General features: G+C 67.4%; 19 protein-coding genes. 14 read left to right on the forward strand and 5 right to left on the reverse strand.

From position 1 onward, the window contains the following. Positions 1-27: 27 nt before the first annotated feature. The 6 genes from atpA to nucS are packed head-to-tail and all read left to right on the forward strand — an operon-like array spanning position 28 to position 5,773. The gene (atpA, locus tag ON04_RS09920; RefSeq protein WP_010541461.1) at positions 28-1,668 is read left to right on the forward strand and encodes a F0F1 ATP synthase subunit alpha; all 1,641 of its coding nucleotides are present in this window, start codon (positions 28-30) and stop codon (positions 1,666-1,668) included. Positions 1,669-1,722: 54 nt separating this feature from the next. Then, entirely contained in the window at positions 1,723-2,715 is a 993-nt protein-coding gene (locus ON04_RS09925; protein WP_010541462.1) for a F0F1 ATP synthase subunit gamma, read from the forward strand. A 3-nt stretch (positions 2,716-2,718) separates the two neighbouring features. Further along, positions 2,719-4,167 (forward strand): F0F1 ATP synthase subunit beta, encoded by a 1,449-nt coding sequence (gene atpD, locus ON04_RS09930; RefSeq protein WP_010541463.1) that lies wholly within the window; start codon positions 2,719-2,721, stop codon positions 4,165-4,167. Positions 4,168-4,176: 9 nt separating this feature from the next. Continuing rightward, a complete protein-coding gene (locus tag ON04_RS09935) occupies positions 4,177-4,548 on the forward strand; it encodes a F0F1 ATP synthase subunit epsilon (protein WP_010541464.1) in 372 nt (123 codons plus the stop codon). Between the two features lie 56 nt (positions 4,549-4,604). Beyond that, positions 4,605-5,054, forward strand: a complete 450-nt coding sequence (locus ON04_RS09940) for a DUF2550 family protein (protein ID WP_010541465.1) — start codon at positions 4,605-4,607, stop codon at positions 5,052-5,054. Positions 5,055-5,092: 38 nt separating this feature from the next. Beyond that, positions 5,093-5,773, forward strand: a complete 681-nt coding sequence (nucS, locus tag ON04_RS09945) for an endonuclease NucS (protein ID WP_010541466.1) — start codon at positions 5,093-5,095, stop codon at positions 5,771-5,773. A gap of 300 nt (positions 5,774-6,073) precedes the next feature. Here nucS and ON04_RS09950 read toward each other — a convergent pair whose 3' ends face one another. Together ON04_RS09950 and mce are read right to left on the reverse strand one after the other, a co-directional pair. Further along, the gene (locus ON04_RS09950) at positions 6,074-6,949 is read right to left on the reverse strand and encodes a coiled-coil domain-containing protein (RefSeq protein WP_238529296.1); all 876 of its coding nucleotides are present in this window, start codon (positions 6,947-6,949) and stop codon (positions 6,074-6,076) included. Positions 6,950-7,000: 51 nt separating this feature from the next. Then, positions 7,001-7,471 (reverse strand): methylmalonyl-CoA epimerase, encoded by a 471-nt coding sequence (mce, locus tag ON04_RS09955; RefSeq protein WP_010541468.1) that lies wholly within the window; start codon positions 7,469-7,471, stop codon positions 7,001-7,003. Between the two features lie 75 nt (positions 7,472-7,546). Here mce and ON04_RS09960 point away from each other — a divergent pair, with 75 nt between their 5' ends. Continuing rightward, positions 7,547-8,746 carry an acetyl-CoA C-acetyltransferase gene (locus ON04_RS09960; RefSeq protein WP_010541469.1) on the forward strand — a complete coding sequence of 400 codons (1,200 nt, stop codon included), beginning with the start codon at positions 7,547-7,549 and terminating at the stop codon, positions 8,744-8,746. Positions 8,747-8,781: 35 nt separating this feature from the next. Beyond that, a complete protein-coding gene (locus tag ON04_RS09965; protein WP_010541470.1) occupies positions 8,782-9,729 on the forward strand; it encodes a tetratricopeptide repeat protein in 948 nt (315 codons plus the stop codon). Here ON04_RS09965 and glgB read toward each other — a convergent pair. Both glgB and ON04_RS09975 read right to left on the reverse strand, forming a co-directional pair. Further along, a complete protein-coding gene (gene glgB, locus ON04_RS09970; RefSeq protein WP_033444246.1) occupies positions 9,726-11,942 on the reverse strand; it encodes a 1,4-alpha-glucan branching protein GlgB in 2,217 nt (738 codons plus the stop codon). The two genes, ON04_RS09965 and glgB, sit on opposite strands and share 4 nt — an antisense overlap. A gap of 76 nt (positions 11,943-12,018) precedes the next feature. Next, entirely contained in the window at positions 12,019-14,037 is a 2,019-nt protein-coding gene (locus tag ON04_RS09975; protein ID WP_010541472.1) for a maltotransferase domain-containing protein, read from the reverse strand. A gap of 151 nt (positions 14,038-14,188) precedes the next feature. On the opposite strand from ON04_RS09975, the gene ON04_RS09980 reads away from it, so the two are divergent. From ON04_RS09980 to ON04_RS09990, 3 genes are read left to right on the forward strand one after another with little or no spacing between them, the layout of a single operon-like run. Then, positions 14,189-15,031, forward strand: coding sequence for an ABC transporter ATP-binding protein (locus ON04_RS09980; RefSeq protein WP_010541473.1), 843 nt, complete (start codon positions 14,189-14,191; stop codon positions 15,029-15,031). Next, positions 15,028-15,783: an NUDIX hydrolase gene (locus ON04_RS09985; RefSeq protein WP_010541474.1), complete on the forward strand. Its 756-nt coding sequence runs from the start codon at positions 15,028-15,030 to the stop codon at positions 15,781-15,783. The genes ON04_RS09980 and ON04_RS09985 overlap by 4 nt, the downstream gene beginning before the upstream one ends. A gap of 10 nt (positions 15,784-15,793) precedes the next feature. Further along, positions 15,794-17,014, forward strand: coding sequence for a THUMP-like domain-containing protein (locus tag ON04_RS09990; protein WP_010541475.1), 1,221 nt, complete (start codon positions 15,794-15,796; stop codon positions 17,012-17,014). Here ON04_RS09990 and ON04_RS09995 read toward each other — a convergent pair. After that, entirely contained in the window at positions 16,999-18,360 is a 1,362-nt protein-coding gene (locus tag ON04_RS09995; RefSeq protein ID WP_010541476.1) for an outer membrane protein assembly factor BamB family protein, read from the reverse strand. The two genes, ON04_RS09990 and ON04_RS09995, sit on opposite strands and share 16 nt — an antisense overlap. A gap of 199 nt (positions 18,361-18,559) precedes the next feature. Between ON04_RS09995 and ON04_RS10000 the strand changes: the two genes are divergently transcribed. From ON04_RS10000 to ON04_RS10010, 3 genes are all read left to right on the forward strand, one after another. Further along, entirely contained in the window at positions 18,560-20,191 is a 1,632-nt protein-coding gene (locus ON04_RS10000) for an AMP-binding protein (RefSeq protein WP_010541477.1), read from the forward strand. Positions 20,192-20,314: 123 nt separating this feature from the next. Continuing rightward, positions 20,315-21,100, forward strand: coding sequence for an electron transfer flavoprotein subunit beta/FixA family protein (locus tag ON04_RS10005; RefSeq protein ID WP_010541478.1), 786 nt, complete (start codon positions 20,315-20,317; stop codon positions 21,098-21,100). A gap of 51 nt (positions 21,101-21,151) precedes the next feature. Beyond that, positions 21,152-22,102, forward strand: a complete 951-nt coding sequence (locus tag ON04_RS10010; protein ID WP_010541479.1) for an electron transfer flavoprotein subunit alpha/FixB family protein — start codon at positions 21,152-21,154, stop codon at positions 22,100-22,102. Positions 22,103-22,170 lie beyond the last annotated feature (68 nt).

A 22,170-nucleotide genomic window follows, 5' to 3' on the forward strand; every position in this document is an offset into this window, starting at 1 on the left:
ACCACACTTAGTGAGAGCAGGAATGACATGGCGGAGCTGACTATCTCCTCCGACGAGATCCGTAGTGCGATTGCGAATTACACGTCGACGGTCTCCAACGAGGCGTCGCGCGAGGAAGTCGGAATCGTCACCGACACCGGCGACGGTATCGCCCACATCAGCGGACTCCCGTCCGCGATGGCCAACGAACTCCTCGAGTTCCCGGGCGGCGTTCTCGGCGTCGCTCTGAACCTTGAGGACCGCGAGATCGGCGCGGTGATTCTCGGTAACTTCAACGAGATCGCGCAGGGGCAGGAGGTGCGACGCACCGGCAACGTTCTGTCCGTTCCCGTCGGTGACGGCTTCCTCGGACGCGTCGTCAATCCGCTCGGTCAGCCCATCGATGGTCTCGGTGAGATCGAGTCGACCGAAACCCGCGCACTCGAGCTGCAGGCCCCGTCCGTGCTGGAGCGTCAGCCGGTCGAGGAGCCAATGCAGACGGGCATCAAGGCGATTGACGCCATGACGCCCATCGGGCGAGGACAGCGTCAGCTGATCATCGGCGACCGTAAGACCGGTAAAACCGCCGTCTGCATCGATGCGATCCTCAACCAGAAGGCCAACTGGGAGTCCGGCGACAAGACCAAGCAGCTTCGCTGCATCTACGTCGCCATCGGCCAGAAGGGCTCCACCATCGCGGGTGTCAAGACCACCCTCGAGGAGAACGGTGCGATGGAGTACACCACCATCGTGGCGGCTCCGGCTTCCGACTCCGCCGGCTTCAAGTGGCTCGCGCCATTCACGGGCTCGGCCATCGGTCAGCACTGGATGTACGACGGTGGCCACGTCCTGGTCGTGTTCGACGACCTCTCCAAGCAGGCCGATGCGTACCGCGCCATCTCGCTGCTGCTCCGTCGTCCGCCGGGCCGTGAGGCATACCCCGGCGACGTTTTCTACCTGCATTCCCGTCTGCTCGAGCGGTGCGCCAAGCTCTCCGATGAGATGGGCGGCGGCTCGCTGACGGGGCTACCCATCATCGAGACGAAGGCCAACGACGTTTCCGCCTTCATCCCGACGAACGTCATCTCGATCACCGATGGTCAGGTCTTCCTCGAGTCGGACCTTTTCAACCGCGGTGTGCGTCCGGCCGTCAACGTCGGTATTTCCGTCTCTCGAGTCGGTGGCGCCGCACAGACCAAGGGCATGAAGAAGGTCTCCGGTTCGCTCCGTCTGGATCTGGCCGCGTACCGCGACCTGGAGTCGTTCGCGACCTTCGCCTCCGACCTCGACGCAGCCTCCAAGGCCCAGCTTGAGCGGGGTCAGCGACTCGTCGAGATTCTCAAGCAGGATCAGAACTCCCCGGTCGCCGTTGAGGATCAGATCGTGTCGATCTACCTCGCCGGTGAGGGCTTCTACGACAGCGTCCCGGTCGACGATGTCCGCCGTTTCGAGAACGAGCTGCTGGAGACCCTGCGCCATTCGGCGTCGGACGTCTTCCAGCAGATCGACGGCGGCGCCGCACTGTCCGACGAGTCCAAGCAGGCCCTTGAAGCCAAGACCAACGAATTCAAGGAAGGCTTCGTCGCCTCCGACGGGTCACGGGTGGTCAATGAGCCCGAGGCCGAGGCACTGTCGGAGGACGAGATCGATCGCGAGACCCTCAAGGTCACCAAGAAGAAGAAGGCCTGAGGCCAGCGATGACAGCCATCCGATTCGAGGCCGAGAGGAGAGTGATCCACCACCATGGCGAACATGCGTGAACTTCGTGATCGCATCAAGTCGGTCAACTCGACCAAGAAGATCACCAAGGCCCAGGAGCTGATCGCGACCTCGCAGATCTCCAAGGCGCAGGCCCGTGTCGCGGAGGCCAAGCCCTTCGCGGACCAGATCACCGAGATCCTCACCGATCTCGCGAGTGCTTCGTCGCTCAAGCACCGGATGCTCAACGAGCCGGAGGACCCCAAGCGGTCCGCCGTCCTCGTGGTGACATCCGACCGTGGCATGTGTGGTGGGTACAACCACAACGTGCTCAAAGAGGCCGCCGAGCTCATCGCCTATCTCGAAGAGGTCGGCCGTGAGGTCGACATCTATGTGATGGGCAACAAGGGGATCGTGTACTACACGTTCCGCGAAATCGAACTCGCCGGAGCATGGCACGGGCACTCACAGAAGCCTGATTACCAGGAGGCGCGCCCCGCGTTCCAACTTCTATCGGCAGCGTTCAGAGCTGGCGGCGGCGCGACTTTCGACGCGTCAGAGTTCCTTGAGAATGAGGACGGGGATACCACACGTAAAGGCGTCGACGAGGTCCACATCGTCTACACGCAGTTCGTTTCGATGCTCACGCAAACCCCGCGTGCACGTCGACTGGCCCCGATCGAGACCGAGGTCGAGATCGAGGAGCTGGACCTGAGCGGCGGCCTGATGAAGGACGATCAGGAGGCCGTGTCCGAGTTCAAGCCGGAGGTCAGCTTCGAGCCCGACGCGGACACCCTGCTCGACAACATTCTCCCCAGGTACATGTCGACCCGCGCCTTCGCCTCGCTTCTCGAGTCGGCGGCATCGGAGTCGGCGGCGCGACGGACCGCCATGAAGTCGGCGACCGATAACGCCACCGAGCTCGTGGAGGGCCTCAGCCGAGAGGCGAATCAGGCTCGCCAGGCACAGATCACCCAGGAAATCAGCGAGATTGTCGGTGGCGCCGGTGCGCTCGCCGCTAGCGCAGGAAGTGACTAAGCAATGACCACAGCTGTTACCGATCAGAGCACGACGGGCACGGCCGGTCTCACCGGTCGGGTTGCCCGCGTCCTGGGTGCGGTCGTCGACGTGGAGTTTCCGCGCGGCGCCCTCCCGGCCCTCTTCAACGCCCTCACCGCGGAGATCACCCTCGAGGCGGTCGCCAAGACCGTGACCTTCGAGGTCGCCCAGCACCTGGGCGACAACATGGTGCGCTGCATCTCGATGCAGTCCACCGATGGTCTCGTCCGCGGAGCCGAGGTCGTTGACTCCGGCAAGCCCATCTCGGTGCCCGTCGGCGACGTCGTCAAGGGCCACGTATTCAACGCGCTCGGCGACTGCCTCGACGCACCCGGTACAGGCCGGGACGGTGAGCAGTGGGGGATCCACCGTGAGCCGCCGGCATTCGACCAGCTCGAGGGCAAGACCGAGATTCTCGAGACGGGCGTGAAGGTCATCGACCTGCTGACCCCGTACGTCAAGGGCGGCAAGATCGGACTGTTCGGTGGTGCCGGCGTCGGCAAGACCGTGCTGATCCAGGAGATGATCACCCGTATCGCGCGTGAGTTCTCCGGTACGTCGGTGTTCGCCGGCGTCGGTGAGCGTACCCGCGAGGGCACCGACCTCTTCCTCGAGATGGAAGAGATGGGCGTCCTCCAGGACACCGCCCTGGTGTTCGGCCAGATGGATGAGCCGCCGGGGACGCGTATGCGCGTCGCTCTCTCGGCCCTGACGATGGCCGAGTACTTCCGTGACGTGCAGGGACAGGACGTCCTTCTCTTCATCGACAACATCTTCCGTTTCACCCAGGCCGGTTCCGAGGTCTCGACGCTGCTCGGCCGTATGCCGTCCGCCGTTGGTTACCAGCCGACGCTGGCGGACGAGATGGGTCAGCTCCAGGAGCGGATCACCTCGACGCGCGGTCGCTCGATCACCTCTCTGCAGGCGATCTACGTGCCCGCCGACGACTACACCGACCCGGCGCCGGCGACCACCTTCGCCCACCTCGACGCCACCACGGAGTTGTCCCGCTCGATCGCATCGAAGGGCATCTACCCGGCTGTCGACCCGCTCACCTCGACCTCTCGTATTCTCGAGCCCGGTATCGTCGGTGAGAAGCACTACGGGGTTGCGCAGGAAGTCATCCGGATTCTCCAGAAGTACAAGGAGCTCCAAGACATTATCGCCATCCTGGGCATGGACGAGCTCTCCGAGGAGGACAAGGTCACCGTGCAGCGTGCACGTCGACTCGAGCGCTTCCTGGGTCAGAACTTCCTCGTCGCCGAGAAGTTCACCGGCCAGGTCGGCTCGGTCGTCCCGCTGTCGGACACCATCGAGGCCTTCGACAAGCTGTGCAAGGGCGAGCTTGACCATCTGCCCGAGCAGGCGTTCAACGGCATCGGTGGTCTGGACGACGTCGAGGCCGCCGCTAAGAAGCTCGCGGGGAGGTGACAGTAGATCATGGCTGAGATCGAAGTCGAGTTCGTTACGGTCGAGCGCCGTTTCTGGTCCGGGACCGCCACGATGGTCGTTGCTAAGACCACCGAGGGCGAGATCGGTATCCAGGCCGGGCACGAACCGCTGCTCGGCGAGCTGGACACCGGTGGCACCGTGACCGTCTACACGGACGAGGGCAAGAAGGTCGCGGCCGTGCAGGGCGGATTCCTCTCGGTGACCGCCAACAAGGTCAGTATCCTCGGTGAGTCGGCAGAGTGGTCGGATACCATCGACCGCGCCGCAGCCGAGCGGGCACTGACCGAGGCGGGCGACGACGCCGCTGCTTCGGCGGCTGCTCGTGGTCGACTGCTTGCCGTCGACAAGGCCGGCGCCTAGCACTATCGGTCCCGACCGTCACCCACGGCCGCGACCATCGGAAGGGGTTGAGCAGATTGACGATTGCCATCGAGTTCATTCTCGGTGCGATCGTCGTGCTCATCCTCGCCCCGGTGGCCGCGGCCGTTGTGTATCGCCTGTTCATCGTCCGGCGCGACTCCACGTCTGTTCTCTTTCGTCGATCAGGCGAGCGGTCCTGGGGTTACGGGGCGATTCGTTACTCGGACACCGAGCTGGCCTTCTACCGTCTGGTCAGCATCAGGTTCACCGCGGATACCCGCCTGGATAGACGCTCCCTGATCCTCGGTCCCCAGCGACAACCCACCGGGGACGAACTCGACGTTGCGGAGGAGGGGGAATCGATCGTGAGCTTCTCGGGACATGATCGGCGGGATCGTACCGTGGAAAGCGAACTCTGCCTGGGACCGTCCGAGCTGACCGGGCTCCGCTCCTGGATCGAGGCTTGCTCCGTGGAGCAGGTCCGCCCGCCTCGTCGGCGCCGTTGACCACCGTCCAGCCCAGCTGAACTCTCAGGAGGAATTCGTTGCGACTCGTCGTAGCCACGTGCCAGGTCGACTATGTAGGTCGCCTCACGGCGCACCTTCCGATGGCACCGCGACTCCTCCTGGTCAAGGCTGACGGCTCGGTTAGTGTCCACGCCGACGACCGGGCATACAAGCCGCTCAACTGGATGACGCCGCCCTGTTCGCTCACGGAAACGGAGCATCCCGACAATTCCTACCATCTCCTCTGGGTGGTCGAGAACAAGGCCGGCGAGCAGCTACGGATCACTATTACGGAAATTCATCAGGAGTCCGAGCATGAACTCGGCGTTGACCCGGGCCTAGTCAAGGACGGCGTCGAGGCTCACCTCCAGGAACTTCTCGCCGAGCACATCGAGACCCTGGGTCACGGGTACAGTTTGGTTCGCCGTGAGTACATGACTGCGATCGGCCCGGTCGATATCCTCGGTCGGGATGCCGACGGTGTGAGCGTGGCGGTGGAGATCAAGCGTCGGGGCGAGATCGATGGTGTTGAGCAGCTGACCCGATACCTGGAGCTGCTCAACCGCGACCCGCTGCTTTCTCCGGTGAAGGGCGTGTTCGCCGCCCAGGTGATCAAGCCTCAGGCTCGTACTCTCGCCGAGGACAGAGGAATTCGCTGTGTGACACTGGACTACGACTCCCTGCGCGGTATCGAGTCGACCGACCTGCGTCTTTTCTGAGGCCGGGTCGGTCATCGATGCCTAGACGTCACCGCCGTGCAAACGACGAGCGGCCCCTACCCCGACGGGACGGGCTCGGGGGCCGCGGGTTCGAGTCCGGGCCCGCGGGTGACCCCGACCGTTACCACGTGCGGAGAATTCCGGGTTCGCGGGCGTCGAAGGACTACCGCTGCCCGGGGTGCGACCACGTTGTGAAGTCCGGAACCGCTCACGTGGCGGCGTGGCCGGATCGCCCGGGGGGCGACAGCGAGCGCCGGCATTGGCACGACGGCTGCTGGTCCGCGCGCGCCCGCAGGGGGATCACTCGCCGCTGGAGCTGAGGTCCGGCTGCGGAGGCATCTGGTCATCATTTGCGACCCGGCCGGGGATCGGCTCGAGCCGTGCACGGATCGACGCCAGTTCGCCGAGCACGCGCTCTCTCATCATGAGGAGTTCGGCGGTATACGACCTCGCTGTTGCGATCATCCGCTCGGCTTCCGCGCGAGATTCATGCTCGCGGAGGCTGGCGTCCGCCTCTGCCTCGGCGCGGATCGTCTCAGCTGCTTTCAGCGCAGCAGAATTGCGGGACTCGATCTCGCGCAGAGACTCGGCCCTGCGGAGATTGGTTGCCAGGCGGTGGTCCTCGTCGATCTGTGCCCTCTTTTGGGCGGCCTCGTAATCGAGTAGCTCTGACTCGCGGCGGGCGGCGAGAGCAATCTCGTCGGCACGGGAGCGGGCCGCCGCGATCACCGCCGAGTGCTCCCTGCGGATTGCGTCGGCCCGTGCCCGCGCATCAGCGAGGGCCGAGGTCGCGGCCTCGCGGGTCCGCCACGCCTCCTCGTCCGCCTCGGCCCGGATCCTGTCCGCGGTGACGAGCGCGGCGTCTCTGATCGATTCTGCTTCCGCGGTCGCCAGCGAGAGCATGGTCGACAGACGATCCGACATCTGGCCACTGGTGACCGGGGCTCTACCCAGTTCGGCGACGCGAGATTCGAGCACGGCCACCCTGGCCCGCTCCTGCGCGGCCTCCTCAGAGGCACGCTCAGCGCGCTCTACGGCGGCTTCGCGGTCCGCACGGAGCAGCTCGGATTCGGCTTCGAGCCTGGCCACCATTTCGGTGACCTGCTCGCGGTCGAAGCCCCGACGCACTACCGCGAAGAGATCGGCGCTGGTCACGGGCGTGTGCATGCTCGACATGCCCCCACCCTAGCGTCGGGGTGGAGGCCCGCGCCCGCCGTGAGTGCTGGCCTAGTGCGAGTCCGCGGCGGGCTCAACCAGTTCGAGCAGGACCCCGCCCGCGTCTTTGGGATGGATGAAATTGATTCGTGACCCCGCCGTCCCCGACTTGGGGGTGGGGTAGAGCAGGCGCACACCGCGTCCAGTCAGGTGAGCGGAGATAGCTTCGATATCGCTGACTCGGACGGCCATCTGCTGGATGCCAGGCCCGCTGCGATCCAGGTATTTCGCGATGGTCGACGACTCGTCGAGGGGCGCAAGCACCTGCAGCAGAGCGCTGCCCTCGGGACGGCCAGGGGAGCCGAGCATGGCCTCACGGACGCCCTGCTCCTCGTTGACCTCCTCGTGGAGGTTCTCCATACCGAGGTTTTCGCGGTACCACGCCACCGCGGCGTCGAAATCGGGCACAGCCACTCCTACGTGGTCGATCGCCACGACGAGGTCGGAGGGCAGCAGGGGCTGGTCGACTGGGGTACTGGTCATGCCTCTCACGCTAGTCGGTGGGTCGAGACGGTAGTTTGGCGAGCACAACTATTCCCCTCCAATGGAAGGTGTCTCATGACCGCCGACCCCACCCGCACCGTCATCGTCGCCGGCGCCCGCACCCCGTTCGGGCGCCTCCAGGGGGGCCTGTCCTCGCTGTCCGCGGCCGAATTGGGTGGTATCGCTATCCGCGGTGCCCTCGAGCGCGGCGGCGTTCCCGCGGAGGCCGTCGACCAGGTGATCATGGGACAGGTGCTCTCTGCCGGGACGGGACAGATGCCCGCGCGTCAGGCCTCGATCGCTGCCGGCCTGCCCAAAAAGATCGATGCGCTGAGCATCAACAAGATGTGCCTGTCCGGTCTCACCGCCATCGCCCTCGCGGACCAGGCGATCCGGTCGGGTTACTCCGATGTCGTGGTGGCAGGTGGCCAGGAGTCAATGTCTCAGGCCCCGCACCTACTGCCTAAGAGTCGCAGCGGCTACAAGTACGGCTCCATCGAAGTGCTTGACCATATGGCGTACGACGGTCTGCACGACGTGCCGACCGACCAGCCGATGGGGGCCCTCACCGAGACCCGTAACGCGGAACTCGGAATCACCCGCGAGGCACAGGACGAATTCGCCGCTACGTCGCATCAGCGTGCCGCCACCGCGTGGAGCGAGGGCAAGTTCGCCGACGAAGTGATCCCCGTGACGGTCAAGGGCCGTAAGGGCGACACGGTTGTGGACTCTGACGAGGGGGTGCGCGCCGACTCGACGCCCGAGTCGATGTCCAAGCTGCGCCCGGCCTTCGCCAAGGACGGCACGATCACCGCCGGGTCGTCGTCGCAGATCTCCGACGGCGCCTCGGCCGTCATCGTGACGAGCGCTGCGCGCGCCGAGGCCGAGGGGTGGCCGGTGCTGGCGGAGATCGTCGGTTACGGCACCGTGGCCGGCCCGGACTCGACCCTGCAGCACCAGCCGGCCGACGCTGTGCTCGACGCTTGCCGTCGCGCGGACGTCTCGGTGGACGAGATCGACCTGTTCGAGATCAACGAGGCCTTCGCCTCCGTGGGCCTGCACGCGACGAAGGCTCTCGGAGTTGATCCGGCGAAGGTGAACGTCAACGGTGGCGCCATCGCTGTGGGGCACCCGATCGGTGTGTCAGGTAACCGCGTCGTGCTGACCCTGGCTCTCGAGCTCGCCCGCCGTGGTGGCGGACTCGGTGCGGCTTCGCTGTGCGGTGGTGGAGGCCAGGGTGACGCCCTGATCATCCGGGTGCCCGCGGCCGGCTGACACCCTCGCGGTCTCGTCATGGCAGGATCGAGGTCGTGACGAGACCAGGTAACCGACCCCCGTCCGCCTCCGAGCAGCAGCTCGCGGCGTCGCTCGCCGGCGCCGTCGACCTCTCGGGATTGAAGCAGCGGGCCGAGACCCGCAGGGACGCGACCGCGCCCGGTCGCACCCCGGGATCAGCCGGCGCGGCGGGTGAGCCCGGCGCCGTCGCGACTCACGTCGAGGTGGACGAGGCCTCTTTCGAGCAGGAGGTCCTCGTCCGCTCGACTCAGGTGCCGGTGATCGTCGAGCTCATGTCCCGACGTGCGCCCACCCAGATGACGGGCCTGCTCACGGCCATGGCGGAGTTGGCGGCAGGGCAGTGGGTCCATGCGGTTGTGGACGTGGACGCCTCGCCGAACATCGCGCAGGCGTTCCAGGCACGGGCCGTGCCGACGGTGATCGCGGTGGCGGGTGGTCGCCCGCTCGCGGATTTCGAGGGCGAACAGCCGGAGGAGGCCCTGCAGCAGTGGCTGACCGCAGTCCTGCAGGCTACCGAGGGCAAGCTCAGCGGCCCCGCGCCGCAGGGGGAGGTGACGGAACCGGAGGAGGTCACGGACCCCGAGCGTGATGCGGCCGAAGAGGCCCTGTCGGAGGGCGACCTGCCGACTGCGGAGGAACTCTTCACGGCGCTCGTCGAGTCCAGACCGGAGGATCACTCCCTGCTGGAGGCCCTACGCTACGTCCAGGCGGGTCGTCGGGTCTCCGATGACTCCGATGCCGGCGAGGGCACCGTCGCGGCCGCACTGCGTGGAGCCGACCGGGTTCTGGTGGCCGGCGAGTATGAGACCGCGTTCTCAGTCCTCGTGGACGCGATCCGGATCAGTTCCGGGGACGATCGGGCAGCACTTCGAACACGCCTGCTGGAGCTGCTCGAGGTGCTCCCGGGGGATGATCCGCGCGTTCTCGCGGCCCGCCGGAACCTGGCCAACGCCCTGTACTAGCGGCCGCTGGGGCCAGAGCGCGTGTGACGAAACCAGACGGTCGCACGCGGCCCCACGGTGATGTCCGCCGAGTGCGGGCGTCCGTGGTGGGGGACCTCCCGCGTGTGCACACCGCCGAGGTTTCCCGCCCCCGATCCTTCGTAGGCGGAGGCGTCCGTGTTGAGGATTTCCTCCCAGTATCCGGCCTCGGGCAGGCCGATGCGGTAGTGCTCCAGTGCGATGCCGGAGAAGTTGGCCACGCACGCGACAGTGTTGCCGGCGTGGTCGGTGCGTAGGAAGGACAGGGCGCCCCGCGCCGAGTCATTCGCGTCGATCCACGAGAAGCCGGACGGATCGTCGTCCAGCGTCCACAGGCCCGGGTTCTCCGCGTAGCGAGCGTTGAGGTCGGAGACGCATGCCAGGATGCCCTGGTGGTATTCGCCTTCCCAGCCCTCGAGGTCGGACCAGGCGACGCCCCGGTCGGCGTCCCACTCGGTGGTCTGGCCGAATTCCAGTCCCTGGAACAGCAGTTTCTTTCCCGGGTGGGCCCACATGTAGGCGTAGAGGCCCCGTATTCCGGCAGCGCGGTCCCAGGACGTGCCGGGCATCCGCTCCCACATCGACCCCTTGCCGTGCACCACCTCGTCGTGGCTGAGCGGCAAGATGAACCGTTCGCTCCACGCGTACATCAGTGAGAAGGTGATCTCTCCGTGATGGTGCCCGCGGTGCACGGGGTCGAGCCCGATGTAACGGAGGGTGTCGTTCATCCAGCCCATGTTCCACTTCATCGAGAATCCGAGGCCGCCCGTCGAGGTGGGTGCGGTGACGCCGCCCCAGGAGGTGGACTCCTCCGCCATCGTGAGGAAGCCCGGGTGGCGTGCCTGAACGGTGGCGTTGACCTCCTGCAGAAGCGAGATGGCCTCAAGGTTCTCCCGTCCGCCGTGCACGTTGGGCTCCCACTGGCCGTCCTCGCGTGAGTAGTCGAGGTAGAGCATGGAGGCCACGGCGTCCACGCGTAGACCATCGACGTGGAATTCCTCGGCCCAGTACAGGGCGTTGGCCACCAGGAAGTTGCGTACCTCGTTGCGGCCGAAGTCGAATACGTAGGTGCCCCAGTCGAGCTGTTCACCGCGGCGCGGATCGGCGTGCTCGTAGAGGGGGGTGCCGTCGAACCGGCCGAGGGACCATTCGTCCTTGGGGAAGTGCGCGGGCACCCAGTCCACCAGGACGCCGATCCCGTGCGAGTGGAGGTGGTCGACCAGATAGCGCATATCGTCGGGCGAACCGAATCGACTGGTGGGCGCGAAATACGAGGAGACCTGATATCCCCAGGACCCGCCGAAGGGGTGCTCGGCGACGGGCATCAACTCCACGTGGGTGAACCCGGACTCCAGGACGTGCTCGGCCAGTTGGTGCGCGAACTCCCGGTAACCGAGTCCGGGCCGCCAGGAGCCGACGTGCACTTCGAGGACCGTCATGGGGGACCGCGAGTGGTCGCGGGCAGCGCGGGCGGAGACCCAGTCGTCGTCGTCCCACTCGTATCGGGCGGTGAACACCCGCGAGCCGGTAGCCGGGGGCACCTCGGTGGCCGCGGCCATGGGGTCGGCGTGGTCGACGGTGCGGCCGTCGGCGCCGCGGATACAGTACTTGTAGACGGCGCCGTCCTCCACTCCGGGGACGAACAGTTCCCACACGCCGGACGAGCCGATCGTGCGCATGGGTAGCGCCACAGGGTTCCACGCGCAGAAGTCGCCGATCACGCTGACGCCGCGGGCGTTGGGAGCCCACACCGCGAACGAGGTACCGGTGACCGGGCCGCCGGGGGTGTCGTACGTGCGTACATGGGCGCCGAGGACGGTCCAGAGCCGCTCGTGGCGGCCCTCGCCGATCAGGTGCAGATCGACCTCGCCGAGCGTGGGCAGGAAACGGTAGCCATCGGCGACAGTCCGGGTGTGACCGTCGGAATACGTGACGCGGTAGCGCAGGTCCGGTAGATCGGTACCGGCCGGATCGCTGTGCGGGAGGGCGGCCTGGAACATCCCTTCACCGATCGGCTCCATGGGTACGGTACCGGCGGCCAGAACCACCTCCACACCGATCGCACCGGGCTGCATGGTGCGCACCACGAAGCCGCCTGCATCCGGGTGCACGCCGTAAACCGAATGGGGATCGTGGTGGGTGCCCGACCGGAGCCGGTCGAGGACCCCGAGTGGAAGTGGCGTGGGGGATGGGATCGACGACGACGAGGTGTTCGACTGCCGCCCGTCAGCGCTCTTCACGGGATGCTCTGACACGGTGCGTACCTCGTCTTCAGTCAACGATGTGCTTGCGATAGGACAATTCGACCCTACGTGCTTCGTCACAGGGCGGGATCGACACGATGTGGGCCACCGCGCTCCAGGGCTCAAGCCGGACGTAGTTGCTCACGCCCCAGTGGAATTCGCCTCCGGTGACCTCATCCCGAACGCTGAACCGGGCGTCGTCGCGGTAACCGAGAGACGCCATGTCCAGGGTCAGGGTGCCTTCCTGGGCCCCGTAGGGATCGAGCGAGACGACGGTCAGCACGCAGTCACCGGTGGCCGGGTCCAGCTTGGAATAGGCGATGATCTGGTCGTTGTCCACCTGGTGGAAACGCAGGGTGCGCAACTGCTGTAGCGCGGGGTGCTCGCGGCGGATCCGGTTGAGGGTGCGCAGCCATGGGGCGAGTGACTGCCCGGCAGCCTCCGCCGCCGCGAAGTCGCGGGGCCGGAGCTCGTACTTCTCTGAATCGAGGTACTCCTCACTGCCGTCCGCGACGGGTTGCCACTCGTAGAGCTCAAAGCCGGAGTACACGCCCCAGGCCGGCGACATCGTGGCCGCGAGCGCGGACCGGATGGCGAACATCGCGGGCCCGCCGCGCTGCAGAGACTCGTGGAGGATGTCGGGGGTGTTGGTGAACATGTTGGGCCGTGCTTCGTCCACGTGGTTGAGCAGCTGCTCGCAGAACTCAACCAGCTCGGCCTTGGTCGTCTTCCAGGTGAAGTAGGTGTACGACTGCGAGAAGCCACGCTTGGCCAGGCCGAACATCCTTGCCGGGCGGGTGAACGCTTCGGCCAGGAACAACACGTCCGGCTCGGTCTGCTTGACCTCGGTGATGAGCCGATGCCAGAAATCGCCCGGCTTGGTGTGCGGATTGTCCACGCGGAAGATCCGCACGCCGAGAGCGGTCCACACGCGCACCACCCGCAGCACCTCCGCGTAGATGCCCTCGGGGTCGAGATCGAAGTTGACCGGGTAGATGTCCTGGTATTTCTTGGGCGGGTTCTCGGCGTAGGCGATGTGACCGTCGGGGAGCATCGTGAACCACTCCGGATGCTCGGCCGCCCACGGGTGGTCCGGGGCGCACTGCAGTGCCAGATCCAATGCGATCTCCACGCCCTGCCTCCCCGCGTAATCCACCAGGTCTCGGAAGTCCTCGACGGTTCCCAGTGCGGGATGCACGGCGTCGTGGCCGCCCTCGTCTGAGCCGATGGCCCACGGCGAGCCGACGTCGTCCGGCTCCGGGGTGAGCGAATTGTTGCGGCCCTTGCGGTTGATCCGGCCGATGGGGTGGATCGGCGGGAGGTAGACCACGTCGAAGCCCATGTCCGCGGCGTGGTCGACATACGCCTTGGACGTCCGGAAGGTTCCGTGGACGGGCTGACCGAGGTCGTCCCGTCCGCCGGTGGAACGGGGGAAGAATTCGTACCAGGAGCTGAACTGTGCCTCGCGGCGGTCCACCCAGACGCGGTGCGTCGGCCCCAGTGTGACCAGATCGCGGACCGGGTCGGCGGCCATGGCGTCGGCCACCGCACCCGACAGTGCCGCAGTGGTTCGGGTGACGGCGTCGCCCGAACCCCGGAGATCCGCGGCGGCCCCGGTCAGCAGAACGGCGCGTCCGGAGTTACCGGCCGTGGTGGCGCGCGCGATCGCGCGGTCGATCACCCTCGCTCCGACCTCGAATTCGTTGCCCAGCACGTCGGCATCCTGACCGGCGTCCATCTTCGCGACGATCCCACTGCGCCAGGTGGCGAACGGATCGGACCACGCCTCCACCCGGAACGACCACATCCCGGCCACGTTGGTCGGCAGCAGCGCATGAACGGTGTCGGGCTCGGCGCCCGCCGTCATGGTGATGCGCGACGAGCCACCACCGGGTCTGCGGACCACCAGGCTCGCCGACAGTGCGTCGTGCCCCTCCCTCCATACGGTCGCCGAGACGGGGAGGATCTCGCCCACGACGGACTTGGAGGGAAACCTCCCGCAGGAGACCAGGGGGCGGACCTCATCGATGGCCAGACGGTCGTTCACGTCGGTGCTCCTCTCGGCTGCGGATCGACCGCGGTGGGCGGTGTCGCACCCATGACGCTAGCGAAGCCGGGGGGTTCAGGCAGGGGTGTCACCTCCGGTTCACCCGCCGGGGCCGTGTTCCTCGCGGCCCAGATCCCCGATACGGGGTTAGATGGGCGACGTGAGCACCCTGATCGACAGCGACCCCGACCTCGTCCTCGACCTCCGTGACGTCTCGCTCCGGCGCGACGGCCGCGTCCTCGTCGGACCCCTCACCTGGCAGGTGGAGTTGGACGAGAGGTGGGTGGTACTGGGACCCAATGGCGCGGGCAAGACGTCGCTGCTGCGGATCGCCTCAGCGCTCGAGTATCCGAGCACGGGCACCGCCGTGATCCTGGGCGAGCAGCTCGGCCGGACCGATGTCACCGAGCTGCGCAGTCGCGTGGGCCTGTCCTCGGTGGCCGTGGCCGGTCGCATCCCTGGAGACGAGGTGGCGCAGGACCTGGTGGTCTCGGCCGGGTACTCGGTGCTCGGTCGGTGGCGCGAAAAGTATGACCAGCAGGACTTTGACCGCGCCGCGGATATCCTCGAATCGATCGGTGCCGAGCACCTGGCCGAGCGGACCTGGGGCACTCTGTCCGAGGGCGAGCGCAAGCGCGTCTTGATCGCCCGCGCCATGATGACCGACCCGGAGCTGCTCCTACTGGACGAGCCCGGTGCGGGCCTGGATCTGGGCGGGCGAGAGGACCTGGTGGCGCGCCTCGGCGATATGGCCATGGACCCCGATGCCCCGGCCACCGTCCTGGTGACCCACCACGTGGAGGAGATCCCCCCGGGGTTCACCCACGCGATGCTGCTCGCGGAGGGAGGGGTCACGGCTATGGGCCTGATCGATGACGTGATCACCTCGGAGCACCTCAGCAGCGCGTTTTCCCAGGCAATCGCGGTGGACTCGATCGACGGGCGCTACTTCGCACGGCGTGCGCGACGCCTGGGTCGCCACCGACGGGCATGACCGCCCGCGCTCCCGATCCTCGTTCCGTGCCGTTGCGTGAGGCCGCGACGGTCGCGCTGATCCGAGACGCGGCCGTGGGCGGGGGTGTCGAGGTGTTTCTCCAGCACCGCGTATCCACGATGCAGTTCGCCGCCGGGATGTCGGTGTTCCCCGGCGGCGGCGTGGAGCCCCGCGACTATCTCGGATCGCGCCCGTGGCGGGGGCCGGAGCCGGGGTGGTGGGCCGAGAGTTTCTCTGTGGACCCGGACCGCGCCGCCGCCGCGGTCCGGGGCGTGGCGCGCGAGTTGTTCGAAGAGACCGGCGTGCTTCTAGCCGAACCCGAGGCAGGGATGCGCAGCGGGCCGGACTCCGCTCCCGGCGCGACGCGCGCAGACCTGCCAGGCCCTGACGAACGCCTGACCCTCGACGCGGGGGAGGGCGATCTCGACACATTGCTCGCCGCGCACGGTCTGATTCTTTCGGCGGACCTGCTGCGTCCCTGGGACCGTTGGACCACCCCCGTCGGGCCACCACGGCGCTATGACACCCTATTTTTCGTGGCACGGCTACCCGAGGGGGCCGACCCCGATGGCGGGACCACCGAGGCCCGCGCGACCGAGTGGATTCGTGCCGATGACGCCGCCCAGGCCGGGACTCTGGGCCGGTTGGGCATGCTGCGACCCACCCTGAACGTGCTCGCCGACCTCGCGGTGGCCGCCGATGTGGACGAGGTGCTGAACACCCCGCGGGTGATCGCCCCCGGCGGGAACTAGCCTTGCCACGATGACACCAGAGGACCTGGACTACCTGTGCACCGACGCCGGCGCGGACCTGCTCGCACTGGCCGGCGACCTGGATTTCTCGCGTGCCCGGGTGGTGGCCTCGACCGCGGCGGTCCGTGACGCCGACCCTGTCCACGCGGCCGCTGTGATCGACGTGGTGACAGCCCGCGCCCGCGCCCGCGGTCGGATCCGGGGTGCCGAGGACATGCTGCTCACCGACGAGGCCGTGCAGCAGGCCACGGCGTGGCCGGTGGCGGCGCTACGAGCGCGTCGGCTGGCGGGCAGAAACGTCCACGATGTGACCTGCTCCGTCGGCGCCGAGATCAACGAGCTCGTTCGTACCGCCGACCGGGTAATCGGCTCCGACCTCGACCCGTTGCGCGCCCGCATGGCCGCGCACAACGTCGCCGGCGCGGTGGTGTGCGTGGCGGACGCGCTCGCGCCCCCCAGTCGCGACACGGTCCTCGTGGCTGACCCCGCCCGCCGGGCTGGGGGCAGACGCATCCACGATCCCTCGCAGCTCAGTCCACCGCTGCCCGATCTCCTGGAGGTGGCCGGCGGCCGAGATCACGTGATCAAGTGCGCCCCGGGCCTGGACACCTCCACCCTCGCCCACACCGGAGAGGTGGAACTGGTCTCACTCGATGGGTCGGTGCGCGAGGCCTGCCTCTGGTCACAGGGACTGTCGGGCGGTATCCGGCGTAGGGCCACCGTCGTGCGTACCGCGACTGAAGGCGCCCCCGGCCCGTGGGCCGAGCCGCGGTTCGTCACCGACGGCCTCGCGGTCTACGTGGAGGAGGTAACGGATCAGCTCGACGACGACGTGGACGCCCACCCCGAGCCCGAGCAGTTCATCGTGGACCCCGACGGCGCGGTGGTCCGGGCGGGCCTGGTCCGTCACTGGGCCCGTCGCCACGGGCTCCGTCAGCTCGACCCGAGGATCGCGCACCTGACGGGCGCACAGATCCCCGCCGGTTACTCCGGCTTCGAGGTGCTCGAGCGGTGCCGGCTCGACCGCAAAGAACTCCGTCGCGTCCTGCGCGCGCGGGAGTGCGGCTCGCTGGAGATCCTGGTCCGCGGTGTCGACGTGGACCCGGACGTCCTCCGTCGCTCCCTGGCGCTGAAGGGATCGGTACCTCTGGCATTGGTGGTCACCCGCATCGACCGGTCGGCCGTCGTTTTTGTCTGCGGACCCCGCACGGCGCGTTACTCGAACACGTAGAGCGCACCCGCCGACGTGGTGAGTGCGATCCGGCCGTCCGAATCTACGCTCAGGCCCGAGACTGGGCCCGTCGCGGCAGGCACCTCGATCCGGTGCAGGGTGCTGCCGTCGGAGCCGTTGAGCACGTGTACCGCGATCCCCGGTCGGCCCTCACCTCCTCCGGTACTACGCACGGCCACGAGCACCCGCCCGTCGTCGGTAGCCGCGGGGTTGGTGAGCTGCTGCAGATCATCCCGGCGCCAGAGTTCCCGGCCTGATCCGTCCTCGGAGCGTACGGCTACCACGGGGGCGGGGCCGGCGTCGTCGTCGTGGTCGTCGTCGGGTCCTCTCCATACGGTTGTCGTACGACCACCGGTTACGAGGGTGCCGTCGGGGAGCAGCGCCGGTGCGGCATCGGGGCGGTAACCGATCGGCGCCGACCACAAGAGTGCACCGTCGGCGGTCGAAAATGCCGTGAGCGCACCGTCGCTCGAATGCACATACACCTCGGCGCGGTCGTTCGACAGGACCACCGGCGCACCCAGCCGCCCCCCGGGCAACGGCGCGCGCCACAGGACCTCAAGGCTCGCCGTCTCGTCGGAAACGAAGTTCACGGCCACCAGTTCGGGCTCGTCGGCGCCCGGCGTCCACGAGGTGAGGTAGGCGAGGGCGCCGTCGGTGTCCACGGCCGCCGGACCGGGGGCCGGGCATCCGCGCTCGCCGGTCGCACACCACGGCAACCCGTACGTGGTGTCGCCCGTCGGGAAGTCCCCGGCGATCCGCAGTTCAGGTGTCACCTTCAGTCCGGTCTGCGTGTTGATCACCCGTGCGTCACCTTTGTGGGAGACCAGCAACAGATGCCGGTTGTCGAGCAACGTCACAGTGGTGGGCACCCCACGTGTCTCCGAATGCCAGCGGTTCTCCCCCTCCGCCGCCACGGCGCCAACCCCGTCGTACAGGGGGACAAACAGCGACCCGCGCCCGTCCACGGTGGCGGTGATGCGAGGTCCGTCCGTTGGCATGCGCAGACACCACCGTTTACGACCGTCATCGGCCGTCAGCGCCCAGAGGTTGCACCCGCGCTCGGACACCGTGGCCTGAAAAAATGTCCCGATCCCGTCCGACGAGGCCACTCCGATCGTCGGCGCACCGAGAGCGCGCGACCAGAGCAGCTCCGGGGAGTCGGACACCGACGCGTGAGCGCGGCTCGAGTTCGGCGGACCGCCGGTGACCGACGACCAGCTGGCCGCCTGCCCCAGGCGGGCGTCACCGCTTTCGGTGTTCGAGGCGCACCCCGCAGCCACCCCGACGGCCAGCGCCGCGACGGCCAGCGCGCGCGCCGTACGCGGTATAGATGCCCGTGCCACAGTGCCCCCCGACTTCAGATTCGTCTCGCATGAGCGTAGACCGCGCTACGGACCGGACCGGACCGGCGCTCCGGCCGGCCGCAGACACCCGACCGCCGGACAGGGGTACGTCGGGGGGTTGTGGGGCACGCGGCAGTGACGGGACGATTATCGTGACGAACATCACCCGCGAACCCGACCGATAGGCGGATCTCCCACGATGACAGCCAACTCCGGCCTCGACACCGCGCTCTCACCTCTGGGGTTCCTCGAGAAGGCCGCGCGCGTCTCACCCGACGCGACCGCGGTGGTCGACGGGCCCCGCCGGCAGACCTATGCCGAGTTCGCCGAGCGGGCCACCAGGCTGGCGGCACTGCTTAAGATGCGCGGGGTATCGCGTGGCGACCGCGTAGGCGTACTTGCTCCCAACTCGGCCGAGGCACTGCTGGCCCAGTTCGGCATTCCCCTCGCCGGGGCGGCTGTGGTGGCGCTCAACACACGGCTGGCGCCAGCCGAAGTCGCTTACATCGTGAAGCACGCCGGGATCGAGGTCCTCATCGCCGACGCCGAGCTACTGGCCGGCCTGGGTGACGAGCTTCCGGCCGAGTTGCGACTCATCCTGGTAGCGCCCGACGCGGACGGGACGCAGCCCGACGCGAGCAGCTTCGGCCCCGTCGCGGAAGCGTTCGAGGACGGATTAGCTCTGGCGTCGCCGCGGCAGGTCTCGTGGGCGGTCGACGACGAGGATTCCGTGATCGCCGTCAACTACACCTCGGGCACCACCGGTCGGCCCAAGGGCGTCATGTACACCCACCGCGGCGCCTATCTCAACGCCCTCGGGGAGATCATCACCCAGAACCTCGACGCCGACTCCAACTACCTGTGGACGCTGCCGATGTTCCACTGCAACGGGTGGTGCACCACCTGGGCCATGACGGGCGCGCGGGGGACCCACGTGTGTCTCCGTGCCGTCCGCGGTGACGAGATCTGGCGGCTTTTCGACGCCGAGGGAGTCAACCGCCTCGCCGGCGCCCCCGCGGTGTTGTCCACCATCGCCGATGACCCCGCCGCCCGACCCGTGAAGGGCATCAGCATGGTCACGGCAGGGGCCCCGCCGTCACCGACGATTCTGCGTCGGTTCGAGGACCTGGGTATCGAGGTCACGCAGGTGTACGGACTGACCGAAACGTACGGACCCTTCACGGTGTGCACGCCGCAGCCGCGGTGGCACGAACTGGACCCGGACGAGCGCGCCGCACTCAAGTCCCGCCAGGGTGTCGCCATGATCCACGCCGACACGGTCCGTGTGGTCGAGCGCACGTCGCCGGGGGAGAAGCACCTCGTGGACGTCCCCGCTGACGGAGTGACCATGGGAGAGGTCGTCATGACCGGCAACGGCGTCATGAAGGGCTACTTCGAGGACGCGGAGGCCACGAAGGTCGCGTTCGCAGGCGGATGGTTCCACTCCGGCGACCTCGGGGTGATGCACCCGGACGGGTACATCCAGCTCCTCGACCGTGCCAAGGACGTGGTGGTCTCCGGTGGCGAGAACATCTCGACGATCGAGGTGGAGCAGGCGATCGCGTCCCACCCGGACGTTGTCGATTGCGCAGTGGTGTCCATGCCGGATGAGAAGTGGGGCGAGCGACCCAAGGCGTACGTGGTGGTCAGGCCCGGATCGGACCTCGATGAGACAGGTGTTATCGAGCACTGCCGCACCAAGATCGCCCGCTACAAGGTCCCCGGTGCAGTGGAGCTGACCGAAGCGCTACCGCGGACCTCAACCGGCAAGGTGCGGAAGAACGAACTGCGCGACGCGGCGTGGTCCGGGTGGGACAAGCGCATCAACTGACGGCCCCGGCCCTGCACATCAGGCCCGGGTGGCGTTATTGTGTGTGGCAGGACCACAACCTGGTGCGCCCGCACATCTTGGGACCGCACCCAGCCCCGACTCGCAGGAGGTCGACGCAGGCCCATGACGAACATCGTCGTACTGATCAAGCAGGTTCCCGATACCTACTCGGAGCGCAAGCTCTCCGACGGGGACTTCACCCTGGACCGCGAGGCCGCGGACGCGGTGCTGGACGAGATCAACGAGAAGGCTGTCGAGCAGGCCCTTCAGATCAAGGAGGCCAATGGCGGCGAGGTGACCGTCCTCTGCGCCGGTCCGGACCGCGCCACCGACGCGATCCGCAAGGCACTGTCGATGGGCGCCGACAAGGCTGTCCACCTCAACGACGAGGCGCTTCACGGCTCCGACGTCATCCAGACTTCGTGGGCGCTGGCCAACGTACTGGGCACCATCGAGGGCACCGAGCTGGTCATCTGCGGTAACGAGGCCACCGACGGTCGTATGGGTGCCGTGCCGGCCATCCTCGCGGAGTACCTCGGTCTGCCGCAGGTCACCCACATGCGCACAATCGAGGTCGCCGACGGCGTCATCAAGGGCGAGCGTGAGACCGACGAAGGACTCTTCGAGATCGAGGCCACGATCCCGTGTGTCGTGTCGGTCGGCGAGAAGATCAACGAGCCGCGGTTCCCGTCTTTCAAGGGCATCATGGCCGCCAAGAAGAAGCCGGTCGAGGTTCTGACCCTCGCTGACACCAACGTCGAGGCCGGCCAGGTGGGCAAGGATAATGCCGCTTCCACGGTCACCTCGTCCAGCCCGAAGCCGCCTCGTTCCGCTGGCGAAAAGGTCACTGACGAGGGAGAGGGCGGCAACGACGTCGCCAAGTACCTCGTCTCGCAGAAGCTCATCTGATCCGAGCTCACCCGACCGACTCCCCCCAGTCTTATTCAAGGAGAATTCACCATGGCTGAAGTCCTCGTCGCGGTCGAGCACGTCGACGGCGAACTCAAGAAGGTCACCCACGAGCTGCTGACCGCCGCGCGGGCGCTCGGTGAGCCGTCGGCCGTCGTATTCGGTGAGACCGGATCCGCGGCCGCCTTCACCGACGCCCTCAAGGAGGCCGGCGCTGAGAAAATCTACGTCGCCGAGGGCGACGCGGTCCAGAACTACCTTGTTACCCCGAAGGTCGACGTCCTCGCCGGTCTGGCCGAGCAGGGTGCAGCCGCCGTCATCCTTGCCGCTACCTTCGAAGGCAAGGAAGTCGCAGGCCGTCTCGCTGCCCGTACCGGGTCCGGAACACTGTGCGATGTCGTGGAGATCAAATCCGACGGTTCGGCCGTTCACTCGATCTTCGGTGGCGCCTTCACGGTAGAGGCGACCGTCTCGGGAGACACCCCGGTGTACACCCTGCGTCCGGGGGCCGTTGAGGCCGCTCCGACCGCGGGCGCCGGAGAGGTCGTCGAGGTGCAGGTCCCCGAGCCCGAGAACGCTGCCAAAATCGTCTCGCGCAACCCGATCGTCGGTGGCGACCGCCCCGAGCTCACCGAGGCCACCGTCGTGGTTTCCGGTGGCCGTGGCGTCGGCTCGGCGGAGAACTTCGAGAAGGTCGTCGAGCCGCTCGCCGACTCCCTCAAGGGTGCGGTCGGCGCCTCGCGTGCCGCCGTCGACTCGGGCTACTACCCGGGCCAGTTCCAGGTGGGCCAGACCGGCAAGACGGTCTCGCCGCAGCTGTACATTGCGCTCGGCATCTCAGGCGCCATCCAGCACCGCGCCGGCATGCAGACGTCCAAGACCATCATCGCGGTCAACAAGGATGAAGAGGCCCCGATCTTCGAGATCGCGGACTACGGCATCGTGGGCGACCTGTTCAACGTTGCTCCCCAGCTCACCGAGGCCGTCAACGCCCGCAAGTAAGACCGATGTGACCACGTCAAACCGCGGCTGAGCGCACCGGTTTCGGACCCCGGCACCCCTGCGGTGCC

This window comes from Dietzia alimentaria 72, assembly GCF_000226215.1.
Taxonomy (GTDB): domain Bacteria; phylum Actinomycetota; class Actinomycetes; order Mycobacteriales; family Mycobacteriaceae; genus Dietzia; species Dietzia alimentaria.

Excerpts from the sequence above, each read along its gene's own strand:
- ON04_RS09980 (WP_010541473.1), top strand. The coding sequence starts at position 14,189 with ATGGGCGACGTGAGCACCCTGATCGACAGCGACCCCGACCTCGTCCTC.
- ON04_RS09985 (WP_010541474.1), top strand. The coding sequence starts at position 15,028 with ATGACCGCCCGCGCTCCCGATCCTCGTTCCGTGCCGTTGCGTGAGGCC.
- ON04_RS09950 (WP_238529296.1), bottom strand. The coding sequence starts at position 6,949 with ATGTCGAGCATGCACACGCCCGTGACCAGCGCCGATCTCTTCGCGGTA.
- ON04_RS09960 (WP_010541469.1), top strand. The coding sequence starts at position 7,547 with ATGACCGCCGACCCCACCCGCACCGTCATCGTCGCCGGCGCCCGCACC.
- mce (WP_010541468.1), bottom strand. The coding sequence starts at position 7,471 with ATGACCAGTACCCCAGTCGACCAGCCCCTGCTGCCCTCCGACCTCGTC.
- ON04_RS10005 (WP_010541478.1), top strand. The coding sequence starts at position 20,315 with ATGACGAACATCGTCGTACTGATCAAGCAGGTTCCCGATACCTACTCG.
- atpD (WP_010541463.1), top strand. The coding sequence starts at position 2,719 with ATGACCACAGCTGTTACCGATCAGAGCACGACGGGCACGGCCGGTCTC.
- ON04_RS09990 (WP_010541475.1), top strand. The coding sequence starts at position 15,794 with ATGACACCAGAGGACCTGGACTACCTGTGCACCGACGCCGGCGCGGAC.
- ON04_RS10000 (WP_010541477.1), top strand. The coding sequence starts at position 18,560 with ATGACAGCCAACTCCGGCCTCGACACCGCGCTCTCACCTCTGGGGTTC.
- ON04_RS09925 (WP_010541462.1), top strand. The coding sequence starts at position 1,723 with ATGGCGAACATGCGTGAACTTCGTGATCGCATCAAGTCGGTCAACTCG.
- ON04_RS09935 (WP_010541464.1), top strand. The coding sequence starts at position 4,177 with ATGGCTGAGATCGAAGTCGAGTTCGTTACGGTCGAGCGCCGTTTCTGG.
- ON04_RS10010 (WP_010541479.1), top strand. The coding sequence starts at position 21,152 with ATGGCTGAAGTCCTCGTCGCGGTCGAGCACGTCGACGGCGAACTCAAG.
- atpA (WP_010541461.1), top strand. The coding sequence starts at position 28 with ATGGCGGAGCTGACTATCTCCTCCGACGAGATCCGTAGTGCGATTGCG.